This is a genomic window from Falsiroseomonas sp. RANM36, from assembly GCF_056682175.1.
Genome location: NZ_JBWXTD010000003.1, coordinates 926,848 through 931,654 on the forward strand (window position 1 = coordinate 926,848; position 4,807 = coordinate 931,654).

The 4,807-nt window shown below is 72.5% G+C and carries 5 protein-coding genes; all 5 read left to right on the forward strand.

Annotated elements, in window-relative coordinates; genetic code table 11:
* Nucleotides 1-1,044, forward strand: a 1,044-nt coding sequence (locus AC1MIR_RS09260) for a cytochrome d ubiquinol oxidase subunit II (RefSeq protein ID WP_480027881.1), incomplete at its 5' end; no start/stop codon positions are given.
* Nucleotides 1,045-1,185: 141 nt separating this feature from the next.
* Entirely contained in the window at nt 1,186-1,734 is a 549-nt protein-coding gene (gene rimP, locus AC1MIR_RS09265) for a ribosome maturation factor RimP (RefSeq protein WP_480027882.1), read from the forward strand.
* A gap of 1 nt (nt 1,735) precedes the next feature.
* Nucleotides 1,736-3,367: a transcription termination factor NusA gene (nusA, locus tag AC1MIR_RS09270; RefSeq protein ID WP_480027883.1), complete on the forward strand. Its 1,632-nt coding sequence runs from the start codon at nt 1,736-1,738 to the stop codon at nt 3,365-3,367.
* Nucleotides 3,345-4,070: an RNA-binding protein gene (locus AC1MIR_RS09275; protein ID WP_480028732.1), complete on the forward strand. Its 726-nt coding sequence runs from the start codon at nt 3,345-3,347 to the stop codon at nt 4,068-4,070. Before nusA ends, AC1MIR_RS09275 begins: the two co-directional genes overlap by 23 nt.
* A 34-nt stretch (nt 4,071-4,104) precedes the next feature.
* Nucleotides 4,105-4,807: translation initiation factor IF-2 associated domain-containing protein (locus AC1MIR_RS09280; RefSeq protein WP_480027884.1), on the forward strand; the 703-nt coding region annotated here is incomplete at its 3' end.

Here is a 4,807-nt window from a genome sequence, read left to right on the forward strand (position 1 = left end):
CGCGCAGGCGGCAACGCGGGAGAGGACTCGATGACGCCCTTCCTGCCCGCCGACACGCTGGCGCTGGTCTTCGCCGCGCTGATGGCGATCTCCATCCTGGCCTATGTGGTGCTGGACGGCTTCGACCTCGGCGTCGGGCTGCTCATGCAGGCGACGCCGGACGAGGCCGAGCGCGACCGGATGGTGGCCTCGATCGGGCCCTTCTGGGATGCCAACGAGACCTGGCTGGTGCTCGGCGTCGGGCTGCTGCTGGTCGCCTTCCCCACCGCGCATGGCATGGTGCTGACCGCGCTCTACCTGCCGGTGGCGCTGATGCTGGCCGGGCTGATCCTGCGCGGCGTCGCCTTCGAGTTCCGCGCCAAGGCCGCGACGCCGGTCCACAAGCGGCGCTGGGACCACGCCTTCATCGGCGGCTCGGCGCTGGCGGCGCTGACGCAGGGCTGGATGCTCGGGCGCTACGTGCTCGGCTTCGACGAGAGCGTGCAGGCGCTCGGCTTCGCCGCGCTCTCGGCGCTCGGCGTCGCGGCGGCCTATGCCTTCATCGGCGCCTGCTGGCTGATCTGGCGGACGGAGGGCGACCTGCAGAAGCGCGCGGTGCTGTGGGCGCGGCGGACGCTCTGGGTGGTGGCGGGGGGGATCGTCGGCGTCTCGCTGGCGACCCCGCTGGCCTCGCCGCGCATCCTGGCGCGCTGGTTCGAGATGCCGAACCTGCTGCTGCTGGCGCCGCTGCCGCTGGCGACGGGGGCGCTGATCCTCGGCCTGTTCTCGCTTCTGCGGCACATGCCGCTGCCGGGCGATGCGCTGCGGCGCGTGCCCTTCTGGGCGGCGGTCGGGCTGTTCTGCCTCTCCTTCGCCGGCCTCGCCTGGTCGTTCTTCCCCTATGTGGTGCCGGAGCGGCTGACGCTGTTCCAGGCGGCGAGCGCACCGGAAAGCCTCTCGCTGATCCTGGTGGGCGCGCTGTTCGTGCTGCCGGTGATCCTGCTCTACACGGTGCTGGCCTGGCGGATCTTCGGGGGCAAGGCGATTGACCTCCGCTACGACTGATCACGCTGCCCCTTGTGCGGCCATGTCGGCCGCGCTATCTCTCACGTCAGAAAACTTTCCGCCTTGCACGGAGGGTGGCCCCAAAAGGGCCGCCCTTTTTGTTTGGCCCGGCCTCAGGCCGGTTCACACCGCCCCGGACCCATGGACCCGACCGCCGCCGCCCCGCCGCCCGATGACGACCTGCCCCACCATGAGGGGCTGGAGGCGCGGATCGCGGCCACCATCGTGCCGAGCCTGCGCCAGATGGGCTACGAGCTGGTCCGCGTGCAGGTCAGCGGGAAGGAACGCCCGGTCGTCCAGATCATGGCCGACCGCGCCGACCAGGCGCCGTTCCGCGTGGAGGATTGCGAGGCGATCAGCCATGTGATCGGCGCCGTGCTCGACGTGGAGGATCCGATCCGCGGCGAGTGGACGCTGGAGGTTTCCTCCGCCGGGATCGACCGTCCCCTCACCCGCGCCAAGGACTGGAACCGCTACGCCGGGCATGTCGCGACCGTCGAGCTGGTCGTGCCGCAGAACGGGCGCAAGCGCTTTCGCGGCGTCGCGCTGGGCGCGGACGCGGCCACCGCCCGGTTGCGGCTGGAGGACGGGACGGAAGAAAGCTTCCCGCGCGGGAACATCCGCAAGGCGAAGCTGGTGCTGACCGATGAACTGATCGCCGCCACCGCGGCCGAACCCAGGGAACACTGACATGGCCCTCGACGTCGCCATTGCACGCCCCGAACTGCTGCAGGTCGCCGACGCCGTCGCGCGCGAGAAGATGATCGAGCGCGAGGAGGTGCTCGAGGCGATGGAGCAGGCCATCCAGAAGGCCGGCCGCGCCAAGTACGGGCACGAGAAGGACATCCGCGCCGTCATCGACCGCAAGACCGGCGAGGTGAAGCTCTCCCGCTGGACGGAGGTGGTGGAGGCGGAGCCGGTGGAGAACGAGGCCACCCAGATCCCGCTGCGCATCGCCCAGAAGATCCGCCCGGGCATCGCGACGGGCGAGTTCATCGTGGACCCGCTGCCGCCGATCGATTTCGGCCGCATCGCCGCGCAGACCGCCAAGCAGGTGATCGTGCAGCGCGTGCGCGAGGTGGAACGGTCCAAGCAGTTCCACGAGTACAAGGACCGCGTGGGCGAGATCATCAACGGCATCGTCAAGCGCACCGAGTACGGCAACCTGATGGTGGATCTCGGCCGCGCCGAGGCGCTGCTGCGCCGCGACGAGACGATCCCGCGCGAGGCCTTCAAGAACGGCGACCGCGTGCGCGCCTACATCTACGACGTGCGCGAGGAGCCGCGCGGCCCGCAGATTTTCCTTTCCCGAACGCACCCGGGGTTCCTGGCGAAGCTCTTCGCGCAGGAAGTGCCGGAGATCTATGACGGCATCATCGAGATCAAGGCGGTGGCCCGCGACCCCGGCAGCCGCGCCAAGATGGCGGTGATTTCGCGCGACAGCTCCATCGACCCGGTCGGCGCCTGCGTCGGCATGCGCGGGTCGCGCGTGCAGGCGGTGGTGCAGGAGCTGCAGGGCGAGAAGATCGACATCATCAACTGGTCGCCCGACAGCGCCACCTTCATCGTCAATGCGCTGGCGCCCGCCGAGGTGACCAAGGTGGTGCTGGACGAGGACGGCCGCCGCTGCGAGGTGGTGGTGCCGGACGACCAGCTTTCGCTCGCCATCGGCCGCCGTGGGCAGAATGTGCGCCTTGCATCGCAGCTGACGCGCTACGACATAGACATCCTGACGGAAGCCGAGGAATCGGAGCGCCGGCAGGAGGATTTCCGCAAGCGCAGCGGGCTGTTCGTGGAAGGCCTCGACGTCGACGACGTGATCGCCGGCCTGCTGGTGACGGAGGGCTTCGGCTCGATCGAGGAGATCGTCTCGGTCGAGGACGAGGAGCTGGCCGGGATCGAGGGCTTCGACGAGAACATCGCCGCCGAGCTGAAGCGCCGCGCCGCCGCCTTCCTGGAGAAGCGCGACGCCGAGTTCGACGAGAAGCGCCGCGAGATGGGCGTGGAGGACAGCGTCGCCGAGGTGGGCGGCTTCTCGGCGCAGATGCTGGTGCAACTCGGCGAGAAGGGCGTGAAGACGCTCGAGGACCTGGCGGACCTGGCCGGCGACGAGCTGGTGGAGATCCTCGGCACCGAGACGGTGGACGAGGAGAGCGCCAACGCGATCATCATGGCCGCGCGCCAGGCCGCGGGCTGGTTCGGCGACGAGCCGCTCGAGACGGCGGGCGAGGACGAGGCGGCCGGGGACGAGGCCGGCGAGGACGAAGCGCCCGGCGACGGGACGGGCGAGGACGGGGAGGCTGACGACGAACGCGCAGGCTGAGCCTCTTTCCGGGCCGGAGGCGGACGAGCCGGAACGCGGGCCGTTCCGGCGCTGCCTGGTCACGCGCGAGCGGCAGGCGAAGGAGGCGATGATCCGCTTCGTGCTCGGCCCCGACAGGAAAGTGATCCCGGATCTCGCGGAACGACTGCCGGGGCGGGGAATGTGGTTGAGCGCCAAGGCCGATGTGATAGAACAGGCGGCGCGCCGCGGGGCCTTTGCGACGGCCGCCCGCGGCGAGGGGCGTGTGCCCCCCGACCTTCGCGCGACGATCGAGGATGGCCTGCGGGGGCGCATCCGGGACCTTGTCGGCTTCGCGCGGCGCGCGGGGCAGGCGGTCAGCGGCTGGCAGGCGGCCCGGGAATGGCTGCAGGCGGGCCGCGCGGGTCTGCTGGGGCAGGCGGCGGATGGCAGCCCGGCCGAGAAGGCCAGGCTGGTCGGCCCCCGGCCGGGGGCGGGGGTGGCGCCACTGGATGCGGCCGCGCTCGGTGCGGTCTTCGGCCGGGACCGGGCCGTGCATGTCGCCATCGCCCCCGGGCGGCTGGCGGAAAGGATCGCGGCGGAGGCCGCGAGGCTGGAGGGGGTGACCCCTTCGTCGGGCACCGCGCCCTCGCGCGGTTCCCGCAAGCCGGGCGGGGACCCGGCGGAGGATCGCGCCCGACCGGACGCGAGCGACGACGGCCGCGATGGCGCGGCCGGCGCATAGGTTTGATTGGAAGAGATCGGGTTCGGATCGGCGGATGAGCGACCAGAACGACCAGGATGCAGGCAAGGGCCGGCTCTCGCTCCGGCCGGGCGGGCGCCTCGACCTGGGCAAGACAGTGGATGCCGGCAGCGTGCGCCAGTCCTTCAGCCATGGCCGGAGCAAGGTCGTGCAGGTGGAGGTGCTGAAGAAGCGCCCGGCGCCCGGCGCGCCGGCTGCCAAGCCGGGCGTGACCGGCCCGGCGGCGAAGCCCGGCGCGCCCGGCGCCAAGCCTGCCGCGGGCGGGTCCGCCCAGTCCGGCAAGGCCGGGACCGGCGGGCGCCCGCTGACGCAGGCGGAGATCGCCACGCGCCAGCGCGTGCTCGATGAACAGCGCAAGGCCCAGGCCCATCGGGAACGCGAGGAGCGCGAGCGCCAGGCGCTGATGGTGCGCTCCGCCGCGGAGGAAGCGGCCCGCCGCGCCGAGGAGGAGGATCGCCGTCGCGCCGAGGCCGCCGAGGAGGCTGCCCATGCCGCGGCGGCGGCGCGCCGCGCCCCGCCCGCGGCCGAGCGCGCGCCGGAGCCACAGGCCGCGCCCGTAGAGGCCGAGCCGCCGCGCGGCGCCGACATGCAGCCCGTCGCCGCGGCCCCGCCCGCCGCCGAGACGCCGCGCATGGCGCCGCAGGCCCCGCCGTCGCGCCCGGCCGCACCGCCCGCCCGCGGCGACTATCCGCCGCGGGGCGACTACCCGCCGCGCCGCG

Bases quoted from the DNA above. Each gene is read 5' to 3' on its own strand.
- rimP (WP_480027882.1), top strand. From the start codon at position 1,186: ATGGACCCGACCGCCGCCGCCCCGCCGCCCGATGACGACCTGCCCCAC.
- nusA (WP_480027883.1), top strand. From the start codon at position 1,736: ATGGCCCTCGACGTCGCCATTGCACGCCCCGAACTGCTGCAGGTCGCC.